The following is a 25,586-nucleotide window of genomic DNA, read 5'->3' as shown; positions in this document are numbered from 1 at the left end:
GATGTCGCGCCGGTTTTCGCCAATCGCCGATGCGGGAGAAGGCGCGGTCGGCGAAGCTGCCAATCTCCCTCCAAGTGGGGGAGATGTCCGGCAGGACAGAGGGGGGCGCGACAAAACTCAACCTGAGAAATCCTTCACGACAGGCATTTGCGGCAATTAATGCACAGTCTGCCACCGCTGTCTATTTTCCGCACAACGGTTGCGTTTTGGCTCGCGTTGCCATCGCCGCCGCAAAGGCGGACAATGCGCCATCACCAGAACAGGGAGAGAAAAGCATGATCGAATACGGTCATTTCATCGGCGGCAAGCGTGTCGCCGGCACCAGCGGCCGCAAGCAGGATGTGATGCAGCCGATGGACGGCTCCGTGCGCGGCACGGTGGCGCTTGCCTCGCAAGCGGAACTGCGCGCCGCGGTCGAGAACGCCAAGGCGGCGCAGCCGAAATGGGCCGCCACCAACCCGCAGCGCCGCGTGCGCGTGCTGATGAAATTCCTTGAGCTGGTCGCCCGCGACTATGACGAACTGGCCGACATCCTGGCGCGCGAGCATGGCAAGACCATCGCCGACGCGCGCGGCGACATCCAGCGCGGCCTCGAAGTGGTCGAGGTCTGCATCGGCGCCCCGCACATGATGAAGGGCGAGTTCACCGACGGCGCCGGCCCCGGCATCGACGTCTATTCGATGCGCCAGCCGCTCGGCGTCGTCGCCGGCATCACGCCGTTCAACTTCCCGGCCATGATCCCGCTGTGGAAGATCGCGCCGGCGATCGCCTGCGGCAACGCCTTCATCCTGAAGCCGTCGGAGCGCGATCCGGGCGTGCCGATCCGTATCGCCGAACTGTTCCTCGAAGCGGGTCTCCCGGCTGGTATCCTCAACGTCGTCAACGGCGACAAGGAAGTGGTCGACGCCATCCTCGACGATCCGGACATCAAGGCGATCGGCTTTGTCGGCTCGACGCCGATCGCGCACTACATCTATTCGCGCGGCACCGCGGCGGGAAAACGCGTGCAGTGCTTCGGCGGCGCCAAGAACCACATGATCATCATGCCCGACGCCGACATGGACCAGACGGTCGATGCGCTGATCGGCGCCGGCTACGGCTCGGCCGGCGAGCGCTGCATGGCGATCTCGGTGGCCGTCCCGGTCGGCGACGACACCGCCAACAGGCTGATGGAGAAGCTGGTGCCGCGCGTGGAAAGCCTGAAGGTCGGTCCGTCGACGGATTCGGCGGCCGATTTCGGCCCGCTGGTGACGGCGCAGGCGTTGGAGCGCGTGAAGGGCTATGTCGATATCGGCGTCAAGGAAGGCGCCAAGCTTGTCGTCGACGGCCGCGGCTTCAAGATGCAGGGCTATGAGAACGGCTACTATATGGGCGGCTGCCTGTTCGACAACGTGACGGCCGACATGCGCATCTACAAGGAAGAGATCTTCGGGCCGGTGCTCTCGGTGGTGCGCGCGCCGCGCTACGAGGACGCGATCAAGCTCGCCAACGACCACGAGATGGGCAACGGCGTCGCCATCTTCACCCGCGACGGCGATGCGGCGCGCGACTTCGCATCCAGAGTCCAGGTCGGCATGGTCGGCGTCAACGTGCCGATCCCGGTTCCGATCGCCTATTACACCTTCGGCGGCTGGAAGGCGTCGTCCTTCGGCGACCTCAACCAGCACGGTCCGGACGCGTTCCGCTTCTACACCAAGACCAAGACGGTCACGTCACGCTGGCCGTCGGGCATCAAGGACGGCGCGGAATTCGTCATCCCGACGATGAACTAGCCCGACGGTTTCCTCGTTTGCGCGTCCTCGCCACTTCGTGGCTACGGGCGCGGCGAGGCATCAAGGACGGAGCCGAGTTCGTCATCCCGACGATGAACTAGCCCGGACAGGTCGTCCAAACCAACATTGGGGAGGCGCGGTGCAAGCCGCGCTTTCTTTTTGTGGATGCAGGTGGAATGCTGCGGCTTTCGTCCACCAGAATTGCACCGTCCAGCTCACGCCGCCACGGGCAAAGCACAACTTCAGGCGCATGAATTCAGGCGTATCTCGCCATGCGTGCATCCGCGCCTTCTAATAATTCCATCGCCGTGTGATGGAACCAACAGACCATCCTCCGCCTTAGGCTGTATTCCTGCCATGCGCAGGCAACCAAACAGCGCCGGTGGCAGCCGGGGTTCTCGTCTGGCGCGAGGAGGTGTCGGATGACACGATTTGTTGTGGCGGCAATGTTGGCGGCGGCGGCGATGACCGTTGGATCCGCGTCGGCAAACGCGGCGGCGCAATGTGCGGCGCGCGCCGACATCATCAAGGCGCTCGGCGACAAGTTTCACGAAAGCGAGGCCGGGCGCGGCCTGATCAATCCGAACGTCGTGCTCGAGATCTTCGTCTCCGACCAGGGAAGCTGGACCGTGCTTGCCTCCGACACCAAAGGCCAGAGCTGCGTGCTTTCCGTCGGCGACGGCTGGGACAGCCCGACGATCACGGCGGCGATGCCGGGCGCCTGAAAACGCCAGGGAGCCGGGGTGAGCGCCACAACGGCTCCTGCGGTCGAGCGTCAAATCGCGCCAAGGAGGCGCTTTCCGCGGCACCGCTTGTTTACGAAGCCGAGCTTCACCATATCGAATCCAGGGAGTCATACTCTCCCTGTTACAGACCGGAAACCAGAAGGAGTGACGTGATGAAAACGTCGAATCCGGCCTGGAGCGCTCCGGCACACTGAGGCGGCCGAATGTGCCTCCCTTGCCGGAATGCGAAGGCGAAGGAGGTGCCACATGGCACGCGAATTTTCGTTTCGATGGGTCAAGCTTGCGGCCGTTGGCGCCCTGATGGCGCTATCGGCTATTCCGGCGCGGGCGCAAGTGATCTGCGGCGGCCATGACTATCTGGTCGCGAGGCTGGCGGCGGCATTCGAGGAGAAGCGGCTGGGCTACGGTGTGGCCGGAGAAGTCGCCATCTTCGAGGTGTTCGTTTCGCCGAGCGGAACCTGGACCATCCTGATGACCGACGTCAAAGGCCAGAGTTGCATCCTGGCGGCGGGCGACGGATGGGAAGACACGCGGGCCACCGCGGTCGGGCAGCCCGGCGGCTGAGGACGCCTCGGACGGGCGCTGACCCCGCTCAGCGCGTGGCGGCCACCTCGGCATGACCGCGCAGCAGCGCTATCAGCTTCTTGGCGTCCTTGGCGGCGCCTTCCTCGTCGCCGTCGAGGATGGAACGGATCAGCGCCACGTGGTGCTCGGCCGATTCGGCCAGCCCGGTGTCGGCCTTGTAGCGATACCAGAAGCGGCGGCTGTGGGTCTGCAACGGGGCGGCCACGCGCGCCGCGAAGGGGTTGTCGGCGGCGATCGCCAGCGCTTCGTCGAGCGCCTTGTCGGCCTGGATGAAGGCAAGCACGTTGCTCGAGATCACCGCCTTCTGCATGGCCAGGGCCGCCTCGTGGAACAGGTCGGCGGCCTCGCGTGTGACGAAGCGGGCGGCCGAGCGGGCGAGCACCACCTCGATGCCGCGCCGCGCATCCAGCACCCGCAGCCAGTCGCCGGCGTGAAGCGGCGCGACCGCGATGCCCGCGCGGGGCCTGATGTCCAGGAGTCCTTCCCAGGCGAGCCTCTGGATCGCCTCGCGGACGGGGGTGCGTCCGAGACCCAGCCGCTCGATCAGCGCACCTTCGGTGACGAAGCCCGACGGCGCCAGCTCGAGCGTGACGATCATGTGCTCAAGCGCGCGATAGGCCCTGGTCGCTGCCGGCTCGAAGGTCGCGTTCGCTTCGATGGATATCAGTGGGGAGATCAATGGCGGGCTCCTGATATATTTTTCATATATCATAAGAGATTCAGCGTTGACAGGCTAATCCTTAATAGATATACGGCTGATATATCAGAGGAGAAATAGCCATGTGGACCGGAGTTTTCCCTGCCGTCACGACCAAATTCACCGCCGACGACCGCCTCGACCATGCCGAGATGGAGCGCTGCTATGGACTGCAGATGGAGGCCGGCTGCGACGGCATCATCGTGTGTGGTTCGCTCGGCGAAGGGCCGATGCTGTCGCCGGACGAGAAGATCGAAGTGCTGAAGACGGCACGGAAAGTCGCCGGCAAGAAGCCGGTGCTTTTGACCGTCAACGAGCCCGGCACGCGTGAGGCCGCAAGCATCGCCAAGCGCGCCGCCAAGGAAGGCGCCGATGGCCTGATGGTGGTGCCGAGCCCGATCTACCACACCGACCCGCAAGAGACGGTCGCCGCCCTTCGCGCGGTCGCGGAAGCCGGTGACCTGCCGGTGATGATCTATTCCAACCGGCTCGCCTATCGCGTCGACGTGACCGTCGAGCTGATGGAGGAACTGGCGTCGGACAAGCGCTTCGTCGCCATCAAGGAATCGTCCGACGACATCCGCCGCTCGACCGAGATCATCAACAGGTTCGGCGACCGTTACGACCTCTTCACCGGTGTCGACAATCTCGCCTTCGAGGCGCTGTCGGTCGGCGCCATCGGCTGGGTCGCCGGCCTGGTCACCGCCTTCCCGCGCGAGACGGTCGCGATCTACCAGTTGATGCGACAGGGTCGACGCGAGGAGGCACTGGCGATCTACCGCTGGTTCCGGCCCTTGCTCGACCTCGATGTCTCGACCTATCTGGTCCAAAACATCAAGCTTGCCGAAGTGCTGGCGATCGGTACCAATGACCGCGTGCGCATGCCGCGCCAGCCGCTGTCGGGCGAACGCCGCAAGGCGGTCGAGAAGATCGTGCGGGATGCGCTGGCGGTGCGGCCGAACCTGCCGGCGCTGCAGACGTCTCCTCGATCGACGGAGAAGATGGTGGCAGCCGAATAAGGGACAGCACTGACGTGCCAGGAAATTCCAAATCCCCGGAACAGGCGCGGCGCTCGGCCACTGGGGCATCTTCTCCCCGTTCACGGGGAGAAGGCGAAGACATCGCGATCATCGGTGGCGGCATCGTCGGTATCTGCGCCGCGACCCTGCTCTGCGAGGCGGGGCGAAGCGTTACCGTCTTCGACCGTACCGGCATCTGCGAGGAGACGAGCTCCGGCAATGCCGCCGCTTTCGCCTTCTCCGACGTGCTGCCGCTGGCGCATAAGGGCATGATCCGGCAATTGCCAAAATGGCTCGCCGACCCGCTCGGACCTTTGGCCATCCCGCCGGCCTATCTGCCCAAGCTGCTGCCCTGGCTGATCCGCTTCTGGCGGGCCGGTGCGCCGAAGCACTACGAAGCGAGCCTGGGGGCGCAGGTCGGCATGATGAAGCTCGCCGAAGCCGAATGGATGGGGCTGCTCGATCGCTCCGGCACGTGGCCGATGCTGCGCGAGGATGGTTCGCTGGAATTCTATGAGAGCGAGGCGGAGTTCCGTGCCTCGCTGCCCGGCTGGGCCGAGCGCGGGCGTTTCGGCATCGGCTTCCGCCATGTCGAGGGCGAAGAAATGGCAGCGCTCCAGCCAGGTCTGGCGCCGCGCTTCGTCAAGGGCACCTTCGTGCCCGGCTGGAAAACGGTCGCCGATCCGAAGCTGCTCGGCAAGGCGGTCTGGGCCTATGCGGAAAAACTTGGCGCCCGTTTCGAGCATGCGCGGGTGGAGCGCATAGAGGCCGACGCAAACGGCGCCACGATCGTTCTGGCCGACGGCAGCAGGCGGACGGCAAAGACGCTGCTAATCGCCGCGGGCGCCTGGTCGCATCTCCTGGCAAAAAATCTTGGCGACCGCATCCCGCTCGAAACCGAGCGTGGCTACAACACGACGCTGCCGGTGTCGGCCTTCGACGTGAAACGGCAGCTGATCTTTTCCGGACATGGCTTCGTCATCACGCCGCTCGAAACGGGCCTGCGCGTCGGCGGCGCCGTCGAGCTCGGCGGCATCGAGCGGCCGCCGAATTTCGCCCGCTCGAAGGCGATGCTGGAGAAGGCGAAGCGCTTCCTGCCTGGGCTCGATCCGTCGGGCGGCCGCGAGTGGATGGGTTTTCGCCCGTCGCTGCCGGATTCGCTGCCGGCGATCGGCGCGGCGCGTGTGCCGAACGTCTACTACGCTTTTGGCCACGGCCATCTCGGCCTGACCCAGTCCGCGGCGACCGGCCGCTTGATCCGCGATCTCATTCTCGGGCAGACTCCGCCGCTCGATCTCACCCCATTCCGTCCGCAACGGTTCTGACAGCAAGAGAGCAACCATGGCCAAAAAATCCTTCTTCTGCATCGACGGCCACACCTGCGGCAATCCGGTGCGTCTCGTCGCCGGCGGCGGGCCATTGCTCGAAGGTTCGACGATGATGGAGAGGCGGGCGCATTTCCTCGCCGAATTTGACTGGGTCCGTACCGGGCTGATGTTCGAGCCGCGCGGCCATGACGTGATGTCGGGGTCGATCCTCTATCCGCCGACGCGCGAGGACTGCGACATCGCCATCCTGTTCATCGAGACCTCGGGCTGCCTGCCGATGTGCGGCCATGGCACCATCGGCACGGTGACGATGGCGATCGAGCATGGGCTGGTGAAGCCGAAGACGCCAGGCGTGCTGAGGCTCGACACGCCGGCCGGGCTGGTCATCGCCGAATACAGCCAAGTCGGCGAATATGTCGAGGAGGTGCGCATCACCAACGTGCCGTCCTTCCTCCATGCCGAAGGCCTGACCGTCGAATGCCCGGTGCTCGGCGAGATCAGCGTCGACGTCGCCTATGGCGGCAATTTCTACGCCATCGTCGAGCCGCAGCAGAATTACCGGGACATGGCCGACTATTCGGCGGGCGACCTCATCGCCTGGAGCCCGGTGGTGCGGCAGCGCCTCAACGAGAAATACTCCTTCGTGCATCCGGAGAATCCCGGCATCAACCGGCTGTCGCACATGCTGTGGACCGGCAAGCCGAAACATGCCGAGGCCGATGCCCGCAACGCCGTGTTCTATGGCGACAAGGCGATCGACCGCAGCCCTTGCGGCACCGGCACCTCGGCGCGCATGGCGCAGCTCCATGCCAAGGGCAGGCTCAAGCCCGGCGACAGTTTTGTCCACGAATCGATCATCGGCTCGCTGTTCAAGGGCAGGGTCGAAAAAGAGGTCAGCGTCGCCGGCAAGCCGGCGATCATCCCCTCGATCGGCGGCTGGGCGCGCATGACAGGGTTGAACACCATCTTCATCGATGACCGCGATCCGTTCGCGCATGGATTCATTGTCACATAAGCCTCGCGACCTCAGCCGGTGGATGCCGATTTTGGGCCCGCTCGCCGGATTCGTCGACAACAGCCAATCGGCCTGACGTCCCGGTCATGCCAAGGTTCTGAAACAAGGCGACCGTTCAACGGTCCCCTTCCATTGCATCGTCAAGAAAGGATAATCGATGCTTTCCGGCCCAAACCCCGAATGGCTGACCTTCGATTGCTACGGCACCCTCATCCAGTGGGATGAAGGTCTGCTTGCCGCCGTCAACACGATCCTCGCCAACCACCCAGCTTCCAATGTCGAACCCCAGACACTGATCCGCGTCTACGACAAGCACGAGCACGCGCTCGAGACCGCGCGGCCTCACAAATCCTTCCGCAGCGTGGCCGGCGAGGGGCTGGGGCTGGCGATGGAGGAGCTGAAGCTCGCTCGTTCGCCGGACGATATCGAGGTGCTGACCGGCAGCATCTCGCGAATGCCGCCCTTTCCCGAAGTCGTCTCCACGCTCGGCGCGCTGAAGGCCCAGGGATTCAAGCTTTGCATCATTTCCAACACCGACGACGACATCATCGCCGGCAATGTCGCCCAGCTCGGCGGGCATATAGATCGCGTCGTCACCGCGCAGCAGGCCGGCGCCTACAAACCCGCGCGGCAGATCTTCGATTTTGCGCACAATGCGCTTGGCGTCGGTCGGGGCGACGTCGTGCATATTTGTGCCAGCCCGCATCTCGATCTCGCTGCCGCCCGCGATCTCGGCTTCCGCTGCATCTGGATCGACAGGGGAACCGGCCGCAAACCGCTGCCCGACTACACCCCGAACGCGGTTTTCCCGGCGCTCGATCATGTACCGCCTTTCCTGCGGTCGACGATCTGGAACTGAGCCCGGCGCGGAGGGCAGATGGTGTCGACTCGCCGTCACCTGGCTGTCACACGCGACGGAATCCTGACCCTACGGAAGGCGCGGCGGTCCAAAAAGCAGCGCCTCGGTTCTTGCAAGAATTCTTCTCATCAACTTATTTTGACGCCGATTTCTTCGACATGAGGCCCATCATAAGGTTGAATCGTCAAAGACATTGCGTTGTGCCAATGCTAGGGTCCGCGATAGTCCAGGGGTCGGGCGCAAAAAAACGGGCAATCGGACGGCGTGCTTCCAAACCACGCAGAGCGATTGAAAAATCACGTTGCAATCCGGGCTCGAGACTTTACGACTAGGGGAAATACGAAAAGGAGTGCGACCCGGAAACGGGCGACATTCCAGGGGAGCCGCGTAAATATGCAGTATTTCGTCCAGCAGCTTATCAATGGGCTGACGCTGGGATCTATCTATGGCCTGATCGCGATCGGCTACACGATGGTCTACGGCATCATCGGCATGATCAATTTCGCCCATGGCGATATCTTCATGGTCGGCGCCTTCACCGCCCTCATCGTCTTCCTGATCCTCGGCGCATTGTTCTATTCGGTGCCGATCGTGGTGGCGCTTCTGATCATGATGATCGTGGCGATGCTGCTGACCAGTCTCTACAACTGGACGATCGAAAAAGTGGCCTACCGGCCGCTGCGCGGATCGTTCCGGCTGGCGCCGCTGATCACCGCCATCGGCATGTCGATCGCGCTGTCCAATTTCGTGCAGGTCACGCAAGGCCCGCGCAACAAGCCGATCCCACCGATGGTGTCGAAGGTTTACACGATCGACGGCATCAGCATCTCGCTGAAGCAGATCATCATCGTGCTGGTCACCGCCGCGCTGCTGGTGATCTTCTGGTACCTCGTCAACAGGACGGCGCTGGGGCGTGCGCAACGCGCCTGCGAGCAGGATCGCAAGATGGCGGCGCTGCTCGGCATCGACGTCGACCGCACCATCTCCATCACCTTCATCATGGGCGCCGCACTTGCCGCCGTCGCCGGCACGCTGTTCCTGATGTATTACGGCGTCGTGGTGTTCTCGGACGGCTTCGTGCCGGGCGTGAAGGCCTTCACGGCGGCCGTGCTTGGCGGCATCGGCTCACTGCCTGGCGCGGTGCTCGGAGGACTGCTCATCGGCTTCATCGAGAGCATGTGGTCGGCCTATTTCTCGATCGACTACAAGGACGTCGCCGCCTTCTCGATCCTGGCGATCGTGCTCATCTTCCTGCCCTCCGGCATCCTCGGCCGGCCTGAAGTCGAAAAGGTCTGATCCTCATGGCCGTTACCGTGTCTTCGGAGCGCGACACCGTCGCTACTCCAGTCCAGCGCGCTTTTCGCGAAGCGCTCTATGCAGGCGCCATCTCGCTTGGCCTGTTCGTGTTGTTCATCGGTCTCAGGACAGACCAGAACATCAGCAACGAACTGATCCTGGTGCAGCGCTGGGGCCTGCTGGCCATTGTGGTCGCTGCCGTCACCGCCGGCCGTTTCCTCTATGTCGCTTACGCGGTTCCGGCCATGGAGCGGTCGAAGGCCGAAAAGGCACAGGCGCCGGCGGTGGCAGTGGCGGAGCCCGGCTTCGTGCGTCGCAACTTCAACAAGATCGGCGTTGGCGTGCTGTTGCTGTATCCGGTGGCGATCGTGCTTTTGGTCGGGTTCCAGGGCTCGCTGAAATGGGTCGACAATTTCGGCATCCAGATCCTGATCTATGTGATGCTGGCCTGGGGCCTCAACATCGTCGTCGGCCTCGCCGGTTTGCTCGATCTCGGTTACGTCGCCTTCTACGCCGTCGGCGCCTATGCCTATGCGCTGCTCGGCACCCATTTCGGCCTGTCGTTCTGGATCCTGCTGCCCGCCGCCGGGGCAATGGCCGCGCTATGGGGTGTGCTGCTCGGTTTCCCGGTGCTCAGATTGCGCGGCGACTATCTGGCGATCGTCACCCTGGCCTTCGGCGAAATCATCCGCCTCGTGCTGATCAACTGGCGTGAGGTGACCAACGGTTCGGCCGGCGTTTCCGGTATTCCGAAAGTCTCGTTCTTCGGCCTGATGTCGTTCAACGTCTCGGATCCGAACTACATCGCCAAGGTGCTGGGGATCGCCCAGTCGGGCGCCTACTACAAGATCTTCCTCTACTACCTGATCCTGGGGCTGTGCTTCCTCACCGCCTTCGTCACCATCAGGCTGCGTCGCCTGCCGGTTGGCCGCGCCTGGGAAGCGCTGCGCGAGGACGAGATCGCCTGCCGCTCGCTCGGCATCAACACCACGACCACCAAGCTGACGGCGTTCGCCACAGGTGCCATGTTCGGCGGCTTCGCCGGCTCTTTCTTTGCCGCGCGGCAAGGTTTCGTCAGCCCCGAATCCTTCGTCTTCCTGGAATCGGCGATCATCCTCGCCATCGTCGTGCTCGGCGGCATGGGCTCGCTCGGCGGCATCGCGGTGGCGGCATTGGTGATGATCGGCGGCACCGAGATCCTGCGCGAGCTCGACTTCCTCAAGGCCGTGTTCGGTCCCGATTTCACGCCCGAACTCTACCGCATGCTTCTGTTCGGCATGGCCATGGTCATCGTCATGCTGTGGAAGCCGCGTGGCTTCGTCGGCAGCCGCGAGCCCACGGCCTTCCTGAAGAAGCGAAGAGCGGTCTCAGCCTCCTTCACCAAGGAGGGTCACGGCTGATGAACGCGACTCCTTCCTCCAAAGACTTCATTCTGCAGGTCGAGCATTTGTCGATGAAGTTCGGCGGCCTGGTCGCCATCGGTGACCTGTCGTTCCAGGCCAGGCGCGGCGAGATCACCGCGCTGATCGGCCCGAACGGCGCCGGCAAGACCACGGTGTTCAACTGCATCACCGGCTTCTACAAGCCGTCTGAAGGCATGATCACGCTGAACCGGAACGACGGCTCGACCTATCTGCTCGAGCGCCTGCCCAATCACGAGATCCCGGCGCGCGCCAAGGTGGCGCGCACTTTCCAGAACATCCGGCTGTTCTCGGGCATGACGCTGCTGGAGAACCTTCTGGTCGCGCAGCACAACAAGCTGATGAAAGCTTCGGGCTACACGCTTCTCGGCCTCTTCGGCTTTCCGAGCTATCGCCAGGCCTCGGCCGAGTCGATCGATCTCGCCAGGCACTGGCTGGAGAAAGCCGATCTCGTCGACCGCGCCGACGATCCCGCCGGCGACCTGCCCTATGGCGCGCAGCGGCGACTGGAAATCGCGCGCGCCATGTGCACGGGGCCGGAGCTTCTGTGCCTCGACGAGCCGGCCGCCGGCCTCAATCCGAAGGAATCGGCGGCGCTCAACGAGCTGTTGATGGGCATCAAGAGCACCGGTACCTCGATCCTGCTCATCGAGCACGACATGTCGGTGGTGATGAAGATCTCCGATCATGTCGTCGTGCTCGAATACGGCCGCAAGATCTCCGACGGCAACCCGGAATCGGTCAGGACGGATCCGCGCGTCATCGCCGCCTATCTCGGCGTCGACGACGAGGAAGTGCAAGAAGTGCTGACCGAAGTCGGCGACGAGGACGTCATCGAGCAGCTCGATACAGGCCCCGACTCCGCGCACGGGCCGGGAAATTCCGCTTCGATGATGGCCGGGCCGGTTTCCGATAGCGTCGAACATGCGAATAAGGGCGAGCGCGTCACGGTGTCGAAGGGCGCCTCGAAAGCGGCGCAGGTCGATGCGCGCGCCGCGGCCATCGCCAGCAAGCCGATCGCGGCTCCGGCAGCGACGAAGCCCGCGGCGAAGAAGCCGGCCGCAAAAGCGCCGGCGAAAAAGGCAACCGCAAAGGCCCCGGCCGCGAAAGCCGGCGGCATCTCCAATCGCCTCGACGCGCCGCGTGGCGGCAAGGCCGACAGTCTGATCCGCATCAAGGGTATCGGCCCGGTCAACGAGCGGAAGCTGAACGAGCACGGCATCTTCCATTTCGACCAGATCGCGGCCTGGAAGAAGGCCGACGTCGAGGCGGCGGAGGCCTATCTCGCCTTTGACGGGCGTATTGCCCGCGAAGACTGGATCGGCCAGGCGAAGACGCTGGCGAACGAAGTGGCGGCCAAGCCCGCGACGCGTGGAGGGCGTAAATAATGGCCGGCACAACGCTGCTCGACATCAAGGGTGTCGAGACTTACTACGGCAACATCCGGGCGCTGAACGGCGTCGATGTCAGCGTCAACCAGGGTGAGATCGTGGCGCTGATCGGTGCCAACGGCGCCGGCAAGTCGACGCTGATGATGACCATCTTCGGTGCGCCGCGCGCCCGCACCGGCACCATCACCTTCGCCGGCACCGACATCACCAAGATGCCGACGCATGAGATCGCACGCCTGCGTATCGCCCAGTCGCCGGAAGGACGCCGCATCTTTCCGCGCATGACGGTGATGGAAAACCTGCAGATGGGCGCCAGCCTCGACAACCTCAAGCATTATGACGAGGACGTCGAGAAGGTGTTCACGCTGTTCCCTCGGCTGAAGGAGCGCATCGCCCAGCGTGGCGGCACGCTGTCCGGCGGCGAGCAGCAGATGTTGTCGATCGGGCGCGCCCTGATGGCGCGGCCGAAACTGCTTCTGCTCGACGAGCCGTCGCTTGGTCTCGCGCCGCTGATCGTCAAGCAGATCTTCGACGCCATCCGCGAGCTCAACAAGACGCAAGGGTTGACCGTGTTCCTGGTCGAGCAGAACGCTTTTGGAGCGCTCAAACTCGCCACGCGCGGCTATGTCATGGTCAACGGCAATGTGACGATGAGCGGCACCGGCAAGGAGCTGCTCGCCAATCCGGAAGTGCGCGCCGCCTATCTCGAAGGCGGACATCACTAGAGGTTTGTTTTGAAGCATGATCTTCTCCGAAAAGTCTGCAACTTTTCGGGACCATGCCAGGATCGAGGACATCAATCATGCAAGGCATAATCTACGAAGAAGCCTCGATCTGGCAGTTCCTGTTCGTCACCTGCCTGCTTGGCGGCTGGGCGGCATGGATGACGGGCAAGGCGGCGGCGCAGACCTGGAACAGCTACGTCCAGTTGTTCTTCTACATGCTCGGCCTTGGCGTCGGCATCAGGTTCATTCATCACGCGCTGTTCGAGGGCACGATGTTCTCGCTGCATTACTATATCATCGACACCATCGTGCTGATGATCCTAGGCTTTTTCGGCTATCAATACACGCGCACCAACCAGATGGTCACACAGTATAACTGGCTCTATGAAAGAGCTTCCTTATTAAGCTGGAAACCGAAAGGTTGACGTTCACCATTACGCCGTTTCCGGCATGAATCGGCGTGACAAGTGCCTGAAAATCGGCATTCTATGCTTTCTGCGATAAGGGTGGGCATCGCATGAAAGTATCATCCACGCCCACTCCGTAAATGGGAGCGTTTCAATGAAAAAATCACTCTTGTCCGCCGTTGCGCTGACCGCGTTCGTCGCGTTCAGCGGCAGCGCGTGGGCCGCTGACATCCTGATCGGCGTCGCCGGTCCGATCACCGGCCCGAACGCCGCCTTCGGCGCACAGCTGCAGAAGGGCGCGGAACAGGCGATCGCCGACATCAACGCGGCGGGCGGCGTCAATGGTCAGCAGCTCAAGCTCGAGGTCGGCGACGACGTCTCCGATCCCAAGCAGGGCATCTCGGTCGCCAACAAGTTCGTTGCCGACGGCGTCAAGTTCGTCGACGGCCACTTCAACTCCGGCGTGTCGATCCCGGCCTCGGAAGTCTACCAGGAAAACGGCATCCTCGAGATCACGCCTGCCGCGACCAACCCGAAGTTCACCGAGCGCGGTATGTGGAACACCTTCCGCACCTGCGGTCGTGACGACCAGCAGGGCAAGGTGGCTGGCGATTATATCGCCAAGAACTTCAAGGACGCCAAAATCGCCATCGTCCACGACAAGACGCCTTATGGCCAGGGTCTCGCCGACGAAACCAAGAAAAACCTCAACGCCGGCGGCATCACGGAAGTGATGTATGAAGGCGTGAATGTCGGCGACAAGGACTTCTCCGCTCTCATCGCCAAGATGAAGGAAAACGGCGTTACCCTGATCTACTGGGGCGGCCTGCACACCGAAGCCGGCCTGATCATCCGTCAGTCGGCCGATCAGGGCCTGAAGGCGCCGCTGTTCTCGGGCGACGGCATCGTCTCCAACGAACTGGCTTCGATCGCGGGTGATGCCGTTGCCGGCACGCTCAACACCTTCGCTCCGGATCCGCGCAAGAATCCGGCCGCCAAGGAAGTGGTCGAGAAGTTCCGCGCCAGTGGCTTCGAACCGGAAGCCTACACGCTCTACTCCTATGCCGCGGTGCAGATCATCGCCCAGGCCATCGCCAAGACCGGCTCGGCCGACGACGTGCAGAAGGTTGCGGAGACGATCAGGGCCAACACCTGGAAAACCGCCATCGGTGACATCGGCTACGACGCCAAGGGCGACATCACCCGTCCCGACTATGTCATCTATGAGTGGAAGAAGGGCGACGACGGCAAGTACAGCTACTTCGAGAAATAAGCCGGCAAACCCTAAAGCAGGTCGTGAGACCTGCTTTAGGTCCTTCATTTCAAGCATGTCTTCGTCCCGAAACCGCTGCACACTTTCGGGAGACATGCTTTAGCCTACTTTTCGGAAATGCCCGGCGCTCGCGCCGGGCATTTCCGTTTGCGGGTGGGGCCAACCGGAAAGCTCCGCGCGGCGCGCTCGGGAATGCCCGTCGACCGCCCGCTTACGGTGTTCGAAGAACGGCAATAGCAGTTTGACGCAAACAAGCGACTTAAATCGTTTTAGGTGTCGCTCAAATTTGTTTGCACTGCAGCATTTTCACGCTAATCATTGCGCCGGTTCATCTTCCCTTACGCTGCTGGAGCCCAGTCCTTGGCCATCACGAAGATCCTCGTCGCCAACCGGTCCGAAATCGCCATCCGCGTGTTCCGCGCGGCCAACGAGCTCGGCCTCAAGACCGTGGCGATCTGGGCGGAGGAGGACAAATATTCGCTGCACCGTTTCAAGGCCGACGAGAGCTACCAGGTCGGGCGCGGACCGCATCTGGCCAAGGACATGGGGCCGATCGAAAGCTACCTGTCGATCGAGGAGGTGATCCGGGTCGCCAGGCTGTCGGGCGCCGACGCCATCCACCCCGGCTACGGGCTGCTGTCGGAAAGCCCGGAATTCGCCGAGGCCTGCGCCGAGGCCGGCGTCACCTTCATCGGCCCGAAGCCGGAAACAATGCGCCGGCTGGGCAACAAGGTCGCCGCGCGCAACCTGGCGATCGAGGTCGGCGTGCCGGTGGTGCCGGCAACCGATCCGCTGCCCGACGACATGGACGAGGTCAAGAAGCTCGCGGCGCAAATCGGCTATCCGGTGATGCTCAAGGCCTCGTGGGGCGGCGGCGGCCGCGGCATGCGCGCCATCCGCGCCGAGGCTGACCTCGCGCGCGAGGTCATGGAAGGCAAGCGCGAGGCCAAGGCGGCCTTCGGCAAGGACGAGGTCTATCTCGAAAAGCTGATCGAGCGCGCCCGCCATGTCGAGGTGCAGGTGCTGGGCGACACCCATGGCAATGCGGTGCACCTGTTCGAGCGCGACTGCTCGATCCAGCGCCGCAACCAGAAGGTCGTGGAGCGGGCGCCGGCGCCCTATCTCAGCGAAGAGCTGCGCCAGGAGCTTTGCGGCTATGCGCTCAAGATCGCGCGCGAGACCAGCTATATCGGCGCCGGCACGGTAGAGTTCCTGCAGGACGCCGATACCGGCAAGTTCTATTTCATCGAGGTCAATCCGCGCATCCAGGTCGAGCACACCGTCACCGAGCAGGTGACCGGCATCGACATCGTCAAGGCGCAGATCCACATCCTCGACGGCTTCGCCATCGGCACGAAGCAATCGGGCGTGCCGGCGCAGAAGGACATCAGGCTCAACGGCCACGCATTGCAGTGCCGCATCACCACCGAGGATCCGGAGCACAATTTCATCCCGGACTATGGCCGCATCACCGCCTATCGCGAAGCGGCCGGCTTCGGCATCCGGCTCGACGGCGGCACCGCCTATTCGGGCGCGGTCATCACCCGCTTCTACGATCCGCTGCTCGAAAAGGTGACGGCCTGGGCGCCGACGCCCGGCGAGGCGATCTCGCGCATGAACCGGGCGCTGCGCGAGTTCCGCATCCGCGGCGTCGCCACCAACCTCACCTTCCTCGAAGCGATCATCAATCACCCGCGCTTCGCCGACAATTCCTACACGACCAGGTTCATCGACACGACGCCAGAACTGTTCGAGCAGGTGAAGCGGCAGGACCGCGCCACCAAGCTGCTCAACTACCTGGCCGATGTCAGCGTCAACGGCCACCCCGAGACGCGCGGCCGGCCGATGCCGAAGACGAATGCGGCGGCACCCGTCGTGCCCTATCTCAACGGGCATGTTCCGGACGGCAGCAAGCAGAGGCTCGATGCGCTCGGCCCGGAGAAGTTCGCGGCCTGGATGCGGGATCAGCGCCAGGTGCTGGTCACCGACACGACGATGCGCGACGGCCACCAGTCGCTGCTCGCCACGCGCATGCGCACGCATGACATTGCCGGCATCGCCGGCACCTATGCGCGGGCGCTGCCGCAGCTGCTTTCGCTGGAATGCTGGGGCGGCGCCACCTTCGACGTCGCCATGCGCTTCCTCACCGAGGACCCGTGGGAGCGGCTGAGCAAAGTGCGCGAGGCGGCGCCCAACCTTCTGCTGCAGATGCTTTTGCGCGGCGCCAACGGCGTCGGCTACACCAACTATCCCGACAATGTCGTCCAGCATTTCGTCCGCCAAGCGGCTAGCGGCGGCGTCGACCTGTTCCGCGTCTTCGACTGCCTGAACTGGGTCGAGAACATGCGCGTCGCCATGGACGCGGTGGGCGCCGAGGGCAAGCTGGTCGAGGCGGCGATGTGCTACACCGGCGATATCCTCGATCCGGCGCGCGCCAAATACGACCTCAAATACTATGTCGGGCTGGCCAAGGAGCTGGAGGCGGCCGGCGCCCATATCATCGCCGTCAAGGACATGGCCGGCCTGCTGAAGCCGGCCGCGGCGCGCGTGCTGTTCAAGGCGCTGCGCGAGGCGACCGACCTGCCGATCCATTTCCACACGCACGACACATCAGGGCTGTCGGCGGCGACGGTGCTTGCGGCGGTGGAGAGCGGCGCCGACGCCATCGATGCGGCGATGGATTCCTTCTCCGGCAACACCTCGCAGCCCTGCCTCGGCTCGATAGTCGAGGCGCTGAAGGGCACCGAGCGCGATCCCGGTCTCGATCCGCAGTGGATCCGCCGCATCTCCTTCTACTGGGAAGCGGTGCGCAACCAGTACGCCGCCTTCGAGAGCGATCTCAAGGGACCTGCCTCGGAAGTCTACCTGCACGAGATGCCGGGCGGCCAGTTCACCAACCTCAAGGAACAGGCGCGCTCGCTTGGGCTGGAGACGCGCTGGCATGAGGTCGCGCAGGCCTATCACGACGTCAACCTGATGTTCGGCGACATCGTCAAGGTGACGCCGTCGTCCAAGGTGGTCGGCGACATGGCGCTGATGATGGTCAGCCAGGATCTCACCGTTGCCGATGTCGAGAACCCGGCCAAGGACATCGCCTTCCCGGACTCGGTCGTATCGATGCTGCGCGGCGATCTCGGCCAGTCGCCCGGCGGCTGGCCGGCGGCGCTGCAGAAGAAGGCGCTGAAGGGCGAGAAGCCGATCACCGTTCGACCGGGCTCGCTGCTGAAGCCCGCCGACCTCAAGGCCAGCCGCAAGGACATCGAGGGTAAGCTCGACCGCAAGCTCTCGGAATACGAGTTCGCGTCGTGGCTGATGTACCCGAAGGTGTTCACCGACTTCGCCGCGGCGCAGGAGACCTACGGGCCGGTGAGCGTGCTGCCGACGCCGACCTATTTCTACGGCATGAAGTCGGAAGACGAGATCTTCCTCGACATCGAGAAGGGCAAGACCCTGGTGGTTCGCTGCCAGGCGTTCGGCGACGTCGACGACAAGGGCATGGTCACCGTGTTCTTCGAGCTCAACGGCCAGCCGCGCCGCGTCAAGGTGCCGGACAGGGCGCATGGCGCTTCCGCGGCCAAGGTGCGCCGCAAGGCCGAGCCTGGCAATGAGGGGCATGTCGGCGCGCCGATGCCCGGCGTCGTGTCGGCGCTTGCCGTCGCGCCCGGACAGGCGGTCAAGGCGGGCGACGTGCTCTTGTCGATCGAGGCGATGAAGATGGAAACCGCGCTCCACGCCGAACGCGACGGCGAGATCGCCGAGGTGCTGGTCAAGGCCGGAGACCAGATCGACGCGAAGGACCTGTTGATCGCATTTAAATGACGGTCGCGGCGCGATGCTTGAAGGGCGGCTGGCAGCAGCCGTCCACAGCCGCTCGACAAGTGTCTTGACCCGCCGCGTCCGCTCGGGCAGGGAACCCGCTCCAATTCGCCGTGGTGGGAATCGCCATGGCTCCAGAAGACGCGGAGAGAAAAATGGCCGACGAAATCACTGAGACCAGCCAGACTGTAGCCGCCGGCCAGCTGCGCACCATCATCGAGCGCATCGAGCGACTCGAGGAAGAAAAGAAGACGATCTCCGACGACATCAAGGATGTCTATGGCGAGGCCAAGGGCACCGGTTTCGACACCAAGGCGATCCGCACGATCGTGCGGCTGCGCAAGAAGGACCAGGCCGAGCGCCAGGAAGAAGAGTCGATCCTGGATCTCTACAAGGCCGCCCTCGGCATGGTCTGAGGCGCATGGCCGGAGACCGGCCATGAACGAATTCGACTTCGGCGGCCGTCGCGCCTCGGAGTTCCGCCATCGCGGCTTCTGGGCGTTGTTCGCCGAGCGGCACCCGCAAGAAAGGCAAAGGCTGGCGCGACGCGGGCCATGGTTCTGGCAGCGCGGGCTGCCGGATTTCGCCTTGGTCCTTTCGATGTATGTCGCGCCGGCGCAGAACCATGTCGGCGTCTTCTTCGGGCGCAATGAGAAGTTCGGCGCCACACAATCATGGTCGCGGCTGAAACCGTTCCAGCCGGCGATCGAATCCAGGCTGAAGCTAAGGCCCGAGCAGAGTTGTGAAGGTCTCGGCATCAACTCGATGTGGCGGGTAAACTGCTACGCCGAGGACAATTGGCCGGCCATGACCGACTGGCTGGTGAGGGAATGCTCACGCTTCGAAGAGGCTGTGACCGAAGTTCTCGGGCAGGGATAGGTCGCCGGCGATGACGGGTTTTTTCCGTACGCGGTGGAGGGGCGAAGCGCTGCTCGACCGGCTGTTCTGGCGTGACATGCTGCTGGTCGGGACGATCTTGAGCATCGCCTCTTCGGCGCTGGCGTTGGTCCTGCTCGGGCTGAAGCTGCCGCTCTGGCTGGTGCTGGCGGTGCATTTCCTCCCCGTTCCCTACACCATCTTCCTGACGGTCGCCGTCTGGCGGACGGCGGAGAAGGTCGGGGGCTTCAAGGCGCAACTGATGATGCTGGGTTCCGCGCTCTGGCTGATCGCGACGGTCGTGACATGAGCTATATGACAAAGGCGGCCGAAGCCGCCCTTTGCGAAGACTGGAAACCTCGGTCAGGCCGCAGGCTCGAAGCGCAATGCCACGCCATTGATGCAATAGCGCAGGCCGGTCGGCGGCGGCCCATCCTCGAAGACATGGCCGAGATGGCTGCCGCAGCGCGCGCAATGGCATTCGGTGCGGACCATGCCGTAGCTGCGGTCGACGGTGGTGTCGATCGAGCCCGGGACCGGATCGTTGAAGCTCGGCCAGCCGGTGCCGCTCTCGAATTTCAGCTTGGATTCGAACAGCGGCTGGTCGCAGCCGACGCAATGGAAGGTGCCGGCGCGCTTCTCGTAGAGCAGGGCGCAGCTGCCGGGGCGCTCGGTGCCGTGGTTGCGCATCACGGCATACTGCTCCGGCGTCAGCCGGGTGCGCCACTCGGCATCGGTGCGGGTGACGGGATAGGCGTGGGTGTCCATAGAATCTCCTCGGCCTTGGCGGCTCGTTGTTGCTTGCAACGGGTATTCGCCCGAACATAGGTATTTGTTACAAACGCCGCCAGTGAAAGCGAGCTAGTGCTTGCGCGACAACTGCCTGGTCGCAGCGCCAAGTCCGGCCAATGTCAGCGGGAACATGCGGCCGCCGAAGATGTCGCCGATCAACTGGATCGAATGCGTGTAGCGCCAGTTCTTCTCGGCTTCCGGGTTCAGCCAGATCGCATTTGGCCATTGCCGCAACAGGCGGGCCATCCACACACTTCCGGCCTCCGGATTCCAATGCTCGACCGAGCCGCCGGGATGCGCGATCTCATAGGGGCTCATCGAGGCGTCGCCGACGACGATCACCTTGTAGTCCGGCCCGTATTTGTGGATGAGGTCGAAGGTCGGGATCGTCTCGGCCAGCCGCCGCCGATTGTCCTTCCAGACGCGCTCGTAGAGGCAATTATGGAAGTAGAAATATTCGAGCTGGCGGAACTCGGCGCGCGCGGCCGAGAACAATTCCTCGACGCCGCGGATGTGGTCGTCCATCGAGCCGCCGACATCGAAGAACATCAGAAGCTTCACCGCGTTGCGCCGCTCGGGCCGCGTTTTGACGTCGAGATAGCCGTGCTCGGCGGTGGCGTGGATGGTGCCGGGAAGGTCGAACTCCTCCTCGGCGCCCTCACGCACCCACCGGCGCAGCCGCTTCAGCGCCACCTTGATGTTGCGCGTGCCGAGCTCGACGGTGTCGTCTAAGTTCCTGAACTCGCGCTTGTCCCAGACCTTCACCGCGCGGCGATGCCGGCTTTCATGCTGGCCGATGCGCACGCCTTCAGGGTTGTAGCCATAGGCGCCGAAGGGCGAGGTGCCGCCGGTGCCGATCCATTTCGAGCCGCCCTGGTGGCGGCCCTTTTGTTCCTCGAGGCGTCGCTTCAGCGTCTCCATCAGCTTGTCGAAGCCGCCGAGCGCTTCGACCAGCTTCTTCTCCTCCTCGGTCAGGTGCTTTTCGGCCAGCCGGCGCAGCCACTCTTCCGGGATGTTGGCGACATCGACGGCGTCGGGACCGCCAAGCGCCTCGACGCCCTTGAAGACATGCGCGAAGACCTGGTCGAAACGGTCGATATGGCGCTCGTCCTTCACCAGGGCCGAGCGCGCGAGGTAGTAGAAAGCCTCGACGTCGTAATCGACCAGCCCGGCTTCCAGCCCTTCCAGCAGCGACAGATATTCCCTGAGCGAAACGGGAACCCGCGCGGCCTTCAGCTCGAGGAAGAAGGGGATGAACATCGGCCCCTTATAGCAGATCGTATTCGATGAAGCCCGTTCGCCGCGCGACGTGATCATAGAGCCGGCGCGCCGTGGCATTGGTCTCATGCGTCATCCAGTAGACGTTCTTGACACCGATCTTGCCGGCCTCATCCTGCACGGCCTTGATCAGCGCCGCGCCCACGCCCTTGCCGCGCACCTTGGGGTCGGCGAACAGGTCCTGCAGGTAGCAGTTGTTTTTCTCGGACCAGCCCGAGCGGTGATAGAGATAGTGGGTGAGGCCGACGGCCTTGCCGTCGAGCGTGGCGATGAGACCTTTCGGCTCGAACTCGCCATCCGTGAATAGCCGCTTCCAGGTGATCGCGTAGACCTCTTCCGGCAGCTTTGTCTCGTAGAAGGTCAGATAGTCGGTCCAAAGCCGGCGCCAGTCGGCGTGATTGGACTGCGCGAGCGGGCGGATGGTGATCTCGGACATTTTTTCCTCCAACATTTTGACCCGAAGCTGCGGCGGCGGCCGCTCGCCGGCAACGGTCCACGGACGGGAAAGCACTATTGCTGCGGGCTAAAGCGCGACGCGCTTTAGCTCCTTGTTTTATGCATGTCGTTGTCCCAGAACCGCTCCACACTTCTGGGCGACATGCATTACTGTTGCCGCCTCGCCATAAAGGCCAGGCGCTCGAACAGGTGCACGTCCTGCTCGTTCTTCAGCAGCGCGCCGTGCAGCTTCGGCAGCACGTTCTTCGGATCCGCGCGCAGATCCTCGGGCGCGATGTCGTCGGCGACCAGCAGGCGGATCCAGTCGAGCGCCTCGGAGGTAGACGGCTTCTTCTTCAGGCCCGGCACCTCGCGGATCTCGTAGAACTGCGCGAGTGCCGCCCGCACCAGGTTCTGCTTGATGCCGGGGTAATGCACCTCGACGATCCGGTGCAGGGTATCGATGTCGGGGAAGCGGATGTAGTGGAAGAAGCAGCGGCGCAGGAAGGCGTCCGGCAGTTCCTTCTCGTTGTTCGATGTGATGATGACGATCGGCCTGAACTCGGCGCGGATCGTCTCGCCGGTCTCGTAGACGAAGAACTCCATCCGGTCGAGTTCCTGCAGGAGGTCGTTGGGGAACTCGATGTCAGCCTTGTCGATCTCGTCGATCAAAAGCACGACTTTCTTTTGCGCCGCGAAGGCGTCCCACAGCTTGCCGCGCTTGATGTAGTTGGCGATGTCGTTGAAGCGCTCGTCGCCGAGCTGGCTGTCGCGCAGCCGCGAGACGGCGTCATATTCGTAGAGGCCCTGCTGCGCCTTGGTGGTGGACTTGACGTTCCATTCGATGAACTCGAGCCCGAGCGCCGACGCCACCTGGCGGGCGAGCTCGGTCTTGCCGGTGCCGGGCTCGCCCTTTACCAGCAAGGGCCGTTCCAGCGCGATCGCGGCGTTGACCGCGACCATCAGATCCTTGTCGGCGACATAGGCCGCGGTGCCTTCGAAACGCATCTTTTCTCCTGTCCGTGCGGCCGGACCGTAAGGAGGCTGGACGGGCCGCGCAAGGGCGGTCGCGGAAGAGCTCCCTATCAGGATGGTCTGCAAGACGAATTACAGGCGAATGGTCGCCCGTTTCACTGGCGCTCGGCTAACCATCGGCCTATATTTGCTCCCGGCGGTCTGCGCTTCCCGGCAGGAGAAACTTATCCCCGGGGCCTTATCGATCCTTAGGGAGCTGTCCCTGGGAAGACCCGTGGGTTTTCTCACACGGCGCCCACCTACTTTGTAGGCACCCGGGATCGACCTCTCCACCGGTTGTGTGGATCGTCACCCTCCCGATTTTGGGAACCATGCGGTAGAAAACGTCGCTCCTGCAACTTCGCCCAGATATGGTCATCTCTACCGTCGGCGCATGTCACCTTCAAAAGACCTGAAAAAACAGCTTCGCAAGGAAGCGCTGGCGCGCCGCGATGCGCTCGACGAATTCTGGCGCGTGGAAATCGCGCTCGAAATGGCCGAGGCCGCAAAGGAAAAAATAGACTTCGAGCCCGGCCGGATCGTCTCCGGCTTCTGGCCGATGCGCTCGGAGGTCGATGTGCGGCCGCTGATGTTCGCGCTGCGCGAGAAGGGCGCCAGGCTCTGCCTGCCGGCGATTCTCGACAAGACCACGATCGTCTTCCGCGAGCTGGTGCGCGGCGCGCCGATGGTCGAGATGGGGTTCGGCACCGTCGGGCCGCATGAAGAGGCGGAAGTGCTCGACCCGACGCTGATGCTGGTGCCGCTCGCCGCCTTCGACGCACGCGGCCACCGGATCGGCTATGGCGCCGGCTATTACGACCGCGCCATCGCCAGGCTGGCCGACAAGGGCATCGCGCCCAGGCTGATCGGCATCGCCTTCGACTGCCAGGAAGTCGAGCGGGTGCCGGAAGAGAACCATGACGTCATCATTCCGGAAATACTGACCGAGAGCGGGTTGCGCCGGTTCACGCCTCAATTATAGATAGCGGCGAGGCTGATGGTCTTCGCGGAAGTCATGCAGCTTGGCAGACTTCTCGGGATCGTATGAGACTTCTCTTCCTCGGCGACATGGTAGGCAAGACGGGACGCACGGCGGTTTGGGAACAGCTGCCGGGGCTGATTTCCGACTTCAAGCTCGACTTCGTCATCGTCAATGGCGAGAACGCCGCCGGCGGGTTCGGCATCACCGAGGAGATCTTCCGCGAGACGCTCGCGGCGGGCGCGGATGTCGTCACCACCGGCAACCATGTCTGGGACCAGCGCGACGCGCTGATCTTCGCGCCGCGCGAGGAGCGCTTTTTGCGGCCTTCGAATTTCCCCAAGGGCACGCCGGGGCGCGGCTCGGGCGTCTATATCGCGCGCAATGGCGCGCGCGTGCTGGTCGCCAACATCATGGGCCGTGTCTTCATGCACCCGGAGCTCGACGATCCGTTCCAAGCCGGCGAGCGCGAGCTTGCCGCCTGTCCGCTCGGCGAGCAGGCCGATGCGGCCATCGTCGATTTCCACGCCGAGGCGACGTCTGAGAAGATGTGCTTCGCGCATTTCGTCGACGGCCGCGCCAGCCTCGTGGTCGGCACGCATACGCATCAGCCGACCGCCGACCATCAGATCCTCAATGGCGGCACCGCCTATATCTCGGACGCCGGCATGTGCGGCGACTATGATTCCTCGCTCGGCATGGACAAGGAAGAGCCGCTGAACCGGTTTCTTTCCAAGGTGCCGAAGGGCCGTTTCGAGGCAGCGAACGGACCGGCGACGTTGTGCGGGGTCGGCGTCGATATTTCGGACCGCACCGGGCTTGCCGAAAAAATCGCGCCGTTTCGTCGCGGGCCGCGGCTGGAAGAAACGGCGCCGTCTTTCTGGTCGTGACATTGATATAAGCGAGATCAGTGCCTAACTGGCGACGAAACCCGCGAAAACTGCTCTAGATCGTAGAGGGGACGACCTTCATGCAGCTTGTCGAATTCCTGGCGCCGCACTTTCACTTTGTTTCCGATCCGACCGCATGGGTCGCGCTTTTGACCCTGGTGGTGCTGGAAATCGTGCTCGGCATCGACAATCTGATCTTCATCTCGATCCTGACCAACAAGCTGCCGGAAGCGCAGCGCGCCCGCGCGCGCCGGCTGGGCATCTCGGCGGCGCTGATCATGCGCCTGATCCTGCTCGCCACCATCTCCATCATCGTGCAACTGACGGCGCCGGTGTTCACCGCCTTCGGCCACGGCTTTTCCTGGCGCGACCTGATCCTGATCGCCGGCGGCCTGTTCCTGGTCTGGAAGGCGACCAAGGAGATCCATCACACGGTCGACCCGCAGGACCACCAGGACACGATGATCGGCACGCTGCAGATGAGCCTTGCCGGCGCGATCTTCCAGATCCTGCTGCTCGACCTCGTCTTCTCGATCGATTCCATCATAACCGCCGTCGGCATGACCGACGAGATCGCCATCATGTATATCGCGGTGATCGTGGCGGTGAGCGTGATGATGCTGGCGGCGACGCCGCTCGCCAATTTCATCGCCAGGAACCCCTCTATCGTGATGCTGGCGCTGGGCTTCCTGCTGATGATCGGCATGACGCTGATCGCCGACGGCATGGGCTACCATGTGCCCAAGGGCTACATCTATGCGGCCATGGGGTTCTCGGCGCTGGTCGAAGGCCTCAACATGCTGGCGCGGCGGCGTAAAAGGCAGGGGTCGGGCGAGGGGCACTGAGGCTCGCACACTTTCGTCATTCTAGGGCGGAGCGACGCGAAGCGGAGCGCAGACCCTCTTATGACCGTGGTCAAGAGTGATGGATGAACTTTTCCGCCCCATGTCGTTTGTCACAGGTTTGTTCTTC

The 25,586-nt window shown here is 63.5% G+C and carries 25 protein-coding genes and 1 other RNA gene; 21 read left to right on the top strand and 5 right to left on the bottom strand.

The window, feature by feature from the left end; genetic code table 11:
* Positions 1-275: 275 nt before the first annotated feature.
* The 3 genes from FJ956_RS14725 to FJ956_RS14715 all read left to right on the top strand — a co-directional run bounded on the left by FJ956_RS14725 (position 276) and on the right by FJ956_RS14715 (position 3,082).
* On the top strand, positions 276-1,772 hold the full coding sequence (locus tag FJ956_RS14725) for a CoA-acylating methylmalonate-semialdehyde dehydrogenase (RefSeq protein ID WP_140683672.1): 1,497 nt from the start codon (positions 276-278) through the stop codon (positions 1,770-1,772).
* Positions 1,773-2,194: 422 nt separating this feature from the next.
* Positions 2,195-2,497, top strand: coding sequence for a hypothetical protein (locus tag FJ956_RS14720; RefSeq protein ID WP_140683633.1), 303 nt, complete (start codon positions 2,195-2,197; stop codon positions 2,495-2,497).
* 267 nt (positions 2,498-2,764) lie between these two features.
* Positions 2,765-3,082, top strand: a complete 318-nt coding sequence (locus tag FJ956_RS14715; RefSeq protein ID WP_140683631.1) for a hypothetical protein — start codon at positions 2,765-2,767, stop codon at positions 3,080-3,082.
* 28 nt (positions 3,083-3,110) lie between these two features.
* Here the strand turns inward: FJ956_RS14715 and FJ956_RS14710 are convergent, their stop codons facing one another.
* Complete coding sequence (locus FJ956_RS14710) at positions 3,111-3,815, bottom strand: GntR family transcriptional regulator (RefSeq protein ID WP_246672220.1); 705 nt, start codon at positions 3,813-3,815, stop codon at positions 3,111-3,113.
* A gap of 68 nt (positions 3,816-3,883) precedes the next feature.
* Here FJ956_RS14710 and FJ956_RS14705 point away from each other — a divergent pair, with 68 nt between their 5' ends.
* The 14 genes from FJ956_RS14705 (at position 3,884) to FJ956_RS14640 (ending at position 19,536) form a co-directional block, all read left to right on the top strand.
* Entirely contained in the window at positions 3,884-4,819 is a 936-nt protein-coding gene (locus tag FJ956_RS14705; protein ID WP_140683629.1) for a dihydrodipicolinate synthase family protein, read from the top strand.
* A 14-nt stretch (positions 4,820-4,833) separates the two neighbouring features.
* A complete protein-coding gene (locus FJ956_RS14700) occupies positions 4,834-6,144 on the top strand; it encodes an FAD-binding oxidoreductase (protein ID WP_140683626.1) in 1,311 nt (436 codons plus the stop codon).
* Positions 6,145-6,160: 16 nt separating this feature from the next.
* Positions 6,161-7,162, top strand: coding sequence for a 4-hydroxyproline epimerase (locus FJ956_RS14695; protein WP_140683623.1), 1,002 nt, complete (start codon positions 6,161-6,163; stop codon positions 7,160-7,162).
* 157 nt (positions 7,163-7,319) lie between these two features.
* Positions 7,320-8,021: a haloacid dehalogenase type II gene (locus FJ956_RS14690; protein WP_140683619.1), complete on the top strand. Its 702-nt coding sequence runs from the start codon at positions 7,320-7,322 to the stop codon at positions 8,019-8,021.
* A 393-nt stretch (positions 8,022-8,414) separates the two neighbouring features.
* Positions 8,415-9,317 carry a branched-chain amino acid ABC transporter permease LivH gene (locus tag FJ956_RS14685; protein ID WP_140683616.1) on the top strand — a complete coding sequence of 301 codons (903 nt, stop codon included), beginning with the start codon at positions 8,415-8,417 and terminating at the stop codon, positions 9,315-9,317.
* Positions 9,318-9,322: 5 nt separating this feature from the next.
* Positions 9,323-10,717 (top strand): high-affinity branched-chain amino acid ABC transporter permease LivM, encoded by a 1,395-nt coding sequence (livM, locus tag FJ956_RS14680; protein ID WP_140683613.1) that lies wholly within the window; start codon positions 9,323-9,325, stop codon positions 10,715-10,717.
* Positions 10,717-12,126, top strand: coding sequence for an ATP-binding cassette domain-containing protein (locus FJ956_RS14675; RefSeq protein WP_140683610.1), 1,410 nt, complete (start codon positions 10,717-10,719; stop codon positions 12,124-12,126). The genes livM and FJ956_RS14675 overlap by 1 nt, the downstream gene beginning before the upstream one ends.
* Positions 12,126-12,854 (top strand): ABC transporter ATP-binding protein, encoded by a 729-nt coding sequence (locus FJ956_RS14670; protein WP_140683605.1) that lies wholly within the window; start codon positions 12,126-12,128, stop codon positions 12,852-12,854. Before FJ956_RS14675 ends, FJ956_RS14670 begins: the two co-directional genes overlap by 1 nt.
* A 77-nt stretch (positions 12,855-12,931) precedes the next feature.
* Positions 12,932-13,279 carry a DUF6867 family protein gene (locus tag FJ956_RS14665; RefSeq protein ID WP_140683592.1) on the top strand — a complete coding sequence of 116 codons (348 nt, stop codon included), beginning with the start codon at positions 12,932-12,934 and terminating at the stop codon, positions 13,277-13,279.
* Between the two features lie 136 nt (positions 13,280-13,415).
* The gene (locus FJ956_RS14660) at positions 13,416-14,534 is read left to right on the top strand and encodes a branched-chain amino acid ABC transporter substrate-binding protein (RefSeq protein WP_140683589.1); all 1,119 of its coding nucleotides are present in this window, start codon (positions 13,416-13,418) and stop codon (positions 14,532-14,534) included.
* Positions 14,535-14,894: 360 nt separating this feature from the next.
* Entirely contained in the window at positions 14,895-18,353 is a 3,459-nt protein-coding gene (gene pyc / locus FJ956_RS14655) for a pyruvate carboxylase (protein WP_140683586.1), read from the top strand.
* Positions 18,354-18,505: 152 nt separating this feature from the next.
* A complete protein-coding gene (locus FJ956_RS14650) occupies positions 18,506-18,766 on the top strand; it encodes a DUF2312 domain-containing protein (RefSeq protein WP_140683583.1) in 261 nt (86 codons plus the stop codon).
* A gap of 22 nt (positions 18,767-18,788) precedes the next feature.
* Entirely contained in the window at positions 18,789-19,229 is a 441-nt protein-coding gene (locus FJ956_RS14645; RefSeq protein ID WP_140683580.1) for a hypothetical protein, read from the top strand.
* A gap of 10 nt (positions 19,230-19,239) precedes the next feature.
* Complete coding sequence (locus tag FJ956_RS14640; RefSeq protein WP_140683576.1) at positions 19,240-19,536, top strand: hypothetical protein; 297 nt, start codon at positions 19,240-19,242, stop codon at positions 19,534-19,536.
* Between the two features lie 53 nt (positions 19,537-19,589).
* On the opposite strand, the gene msrB is transcribed toward FJ956_RS14640, so the two are convergent.
* The 4 genes from msrB to FJ956_RS14620 all read right to left on the bottom strand — a co-directional run bounded on the left by msrB (position 19,590) and on the right by FJ956_RS14620 (position 22,739).
* Positions 19,590-19,994, bottom strand: a complete 405-nt coding sequence (gene msrB, locus FJ956_RS14635) for a peptide-methionine (R)-S-oxide reductase MsrB (protein ID WP_140683573.1) — start codon at positions 19,992-19,994, stop codon at positions 19,590-19,592.
* A gap of 93 nt (positions 19,995-20,087) precedes the next feature.
* Complete coding sequence (locus tag FJ956_RS14630) at positions 20,088-21,278, bottom strand: VWA domain-containing protein (RefSeq protein WP_140683567.1); 1,191 nt, start codon at positions 21,276-21,278, stop codon at positions 20,088-20,090.
* Between the two features lie 7 nt (positions 21,279-21,285).
* A complete protein-coding gene (locus tag FJ956_RS14625; protein ID WP_140683553.1) occupies positions 21,286-21,732 on the bottom strand; it encodes a GNAT family N-acetyltransferase in 447 nt (148 codons plus the stop codon).
* A 167-nt stretch (positions 21,733-21,899) separates the two neighbouring features.
* Complete coding sequence (locus FJ956_RS14620) at positions 21,900-22,739, bottom strand: MoxR family ATPase (RefSeq protein ID WP_140683550.1); 840 nt, start codon at positions 22,737-22,739, stop codon at positions 21,900-21,902.
* A 162-nt stretch (positions 22,740-22,901) separates the two neighbouring features.
* Between FJ956_RS14620 and ssrS the strand changes: the two genes are divergently transcribed.
* The 4 genes from ssrS (at position 22,902) to FJ956_RS14600 (ending at position 25,459) form a co-directional block, all read left to right on the top strand.
* Positions 22,902-23,057, top strand: a non-coding RNA gene (gene ssrS / locus FJ956_RS14615) — 6S RNA.
* An 82-nt stretch (positions 23,058-23,139) separates the two neighbouring features.
* Positions 23,140-23,727 carry a 5-formyltetrahydrofolate cyclo-ligase gene (locus tag FJ956_RS14610; RefSeq protein WP_140683547.1) on the top strand — a complete coding sequence of 196 codons (588 nt, stop codon included), beginning with the start codon at positions 23,140-23,142 and terminating at the stop codon, positions 23,725-23,727.
* 62 nt (positions 23,728-23,789) lie between these two features.
* Positions 23,790-24,614, top strand: coding sequence for a TIGR00282 family metallophosphoesterase (locus FJ956_RS14605; protein ID WP_140683544.1), 825 nt, complete (start codon positions 23,790-23,792; stop codon positions 24,612-24,614).
* Between the two features lie 80 nt (positions 24,615-24,694).
* The gene (locus FJ956_RS14600; protein ID WP_140683541.1) at positions 24,695-25,459 is read left to right on the top strand and encodes a TerC family protein; all 765 of its coding nucleotides are present in this window, start codon (positions 24,695-24,697) and stop codon (positions 25,457-25,459) included.
* The last annotated feature ends 127 nt before the right edge of the window (positions 25,460-25,586 follow it).

This window comes from Mesorhizobium sp. B2-4-3 (assembly GCF_006442815.1).
In the GTDB taxonomy this organism is placed as follows: domain Bacteria; phylum Pseudomonadota; class Alphaproteobacteria; order Rhizobiales; family Rhizobiaceae; genus Mesorhizobium.
The sequence above is the reverse complement of the archived record's forward strand: the minus strand, read 5'-3'. Positions and strand labels throughout refer to the sequence as shown.

Bases quoted from the DNA above. Each gene is read 5' to 3' on its own strand.
- FJ956_RS14725 (WP_140683672.1), top strand. From the start codon at position 276: ATGATCGAATACGGTCATTTCATCGGCGGCAAGCGTGTCGCCGGCACC.
- FJ956_RS14720 (WP_140683633.1), top strand. From the start codon at position 2,195: ATGACACGATTTGTTGTGGCGGCAATGTTGGCGGCGGCGGCGATGACC.
- FJ956_RS14715 (WP_140683631.1), top strand. From the start codon at position 2,765: ATGGCACGCGAATTTTCGTTTCGATGGGTCAAGCTTGCGGCCGTTGGC.
- FJ956_RS14710 (WP_246672220.1), bottom strand. From the start codon at position 3,815: ATGATATATGAAAAATATATCAGGAGCCCGCCATTGATCTCCCCACTG.
- FJ956_RS14705 (WP_140683629.1), top strand. From the start codon at position 3,884: ATGTGGACCGGAGTTTTCCCTGCCGTCACGACCAAATTCACCGCCGAC.
- FJ956_RS14695 (WP_140683623.1), top strand. From the start codon at position 6,161: ATGGCCAAAAAATCCTTCTTCTGCATCGACGGCCACACCTGCGGCAAT.
- FJ956_RS14690 (WP_140683619.1), top strand. From the start codon at position 7,320: ATGCTTTCCGGCCCAAACCCCGAATGGCTGACCTTCGATTGCTACGGC.
- FJ956_RS14685 (WP_140683616.1), top strand. From the start codon at position 8,415: ATGCAGTATTTCGTCCAGCAGCTTATCAATGGGCTGACGCTGGGATCT.
- livM (WP_140683613.1), top strand. From the start codon at position 9,323: ATGGCCGTTACCGTGTCTTCGGAGCGCGACACCGTCGCTACTCCAGTC.
- FJ956_RS14675 (WP_140683610.1), top strand. From the start codon at position 10,717: ATGAACGCGACTCCTTCCTCCAAAGACTTCATTCTGCAGGTCGAGCAT.
- FJ956_RS14670 (WP_140683605.1), top strand. From the start codon at position 12,126: ATGGCCGGCACAACGCTGCTCGACATCAAGGGTGTCGAGACTTACTAC.
- FJ956_RS14665 (WP_140683592.1), top strand. From the start codon at position 12,932: ATGCAAGGCATAATCTACGAAGAAGCCTCGATCTGGCAGTTCCTGTTC.
- FJ956_RS14660 (WP_140683589.1), top strand. From the start codon at position 13,416: ATGAAAAAATCACTCTTGTCCGCCGTTGCGCTGACCGCGTTCGTCGCG.
- FJ956_RS14650 (WP_140683583.1), top strand. From the start codon at position 18,506: ATGGCCGACGAAATCACTGAGACCAGCCAGACTGTAGCCGCCGGCCAG.
- FJ956_RS14645 (WP_140683580.1), top strand. From the start codon at position 18,789: ATGAACGAATTCGACTTCGGCGGCCGTCGCGCCTCGGAGTTCCGCCAT.
- FJ956_RS14640 (WP_140683576.1), top strand. From the start codon at position 19,240: ATGACGGGTTTTTTCCGTACGCGGTGGAGGGGCGAAGCGCTGCTCGAC.
- msrB (WP_140683573.1), bottom strand. From the start codon at position 19,994: ATGGACACCCACGCCTATCCCGTCACCCGCACCGATGCCGAGTGGCGC.
- FJ956_RS14630 (WP_140683567.1), bottom strand. From the start codon at position 21,278: ATGTTCATCCCCTTCTTCCTCGAGCTGAAGGCCGCGCGGGTTCCCGTT.
- FJ956_RS14625 (WP_140683553.1), bottom strand. From the start codon at position 21,732: ATGTCCGAGATCACCATCCGCCCGCTCGCGCAGTCCAATCACGCCGAC.
- FJ956_RS14620 (WP_140683550.1), bottom strand. From the start codon at position 22,739: ATGCGTTTCGAAGGCACCGCGGCCTATGTCGCCGACAAGGATCTGATG.
- FJ956_RS14610 (WP_140683547.1), top strand. From the start codon at position 23,140: ATGTCACCTTCAAAAGACCTGAAAAAACAGCTTCGCAAGGAAGCGCTG.
- FJ956_RS14605 (WP_140683544.1), top strand. From the start codon at position 23,790: ATGAGACTTCTCTTCCTCGGCGACATGGTAGGCAAGACGGGACGCACG.
- FJ956_RS14600 (WP_140683541.1), top strand. From the start codon at position 24,695: ATGCAGCTTGTCGAATTCCTGGCGCCGCACTTTCACTTTGTTTCCGAT.